General features: G+C 45.5%; 1 protein-coding gene and 1 pseudogene. Both read left to right on the top strand.

What is annotated here, in order from left to right:
• Positions 1-312: pseudogene (locus A3761_RS06765) on the top strand (diaminopimelate decarboxylase); the annotation flags it as partial.
• Positions 313-351: 39 nt separating this feature from the next.
• A partial coding sequence (dapF, locus tag A3761_RS06760) for a diaminopimelate epimerase (protein WP_068750013.1) occupies positions 352-670 on the top strand: 319 nt, incomplete at its 3' end.

Raw genomic sequence — 670 nt, 5'->3', positions numbered from 1 at the left:
TTATACAGCGCATGGCAGAATATTATTCGGGTAGAAAAAGAGCCGGGTTCTGATTGTGAGCGTCATCACTATGATTTGGTAGGGCCGATTTGTGAGACGGGCGACTTCTTGGGTAAAGATCGTGATTTGGCTATTAAGGCGGGCGACTTGCTCGCGGTAATGTCATCAGGTGCTTATGGCTTTGCAATGAGCTCGAACTACAACTCCAGAGGTCGTGTGGCAGAGCTGGTTGTAGATGGTGAGCAAGTCGTATTAGCGCGTAAGCGTGAAACAATTGATGATCAACTAGCGCTTGAGAATTTGATGCCTTAGTGGGCATTTAGAGTATTTTAGGTATCGGGAGAAAACAATATGGTGGTGAACTTTACCAAAATGCATGGTTTGGGTAATGACTTTATGGTGGTTGATATGATCAGCCATCATGTTCACCTTCGTCCTGAACAAATTCGCCGAATGGCTGATCGTAATTTAGGTGCGGGCTTTGACCAGCTTTTGTTGGTCGAACCACCTGGCAAGCCTGATGTTGATTTTCGCTATCGAATTTTTAATGCCGATGGTTCAGAAGTTGAGCAGTGTGGTAACGGTGCCAGGTGTTTCGCAGTCTTCGTGCGCGAGAAGAAGCTAAGCAACAAAGATAGTATTCGGGTCGAAACAAAAAAAGGCGATATTG

The organism is Oleiphilus sp. HI0123 (assembly GCF_001635315.1).
This window is presented reverse-complemented; position numbering and strand designations above follow the sequence as displayed.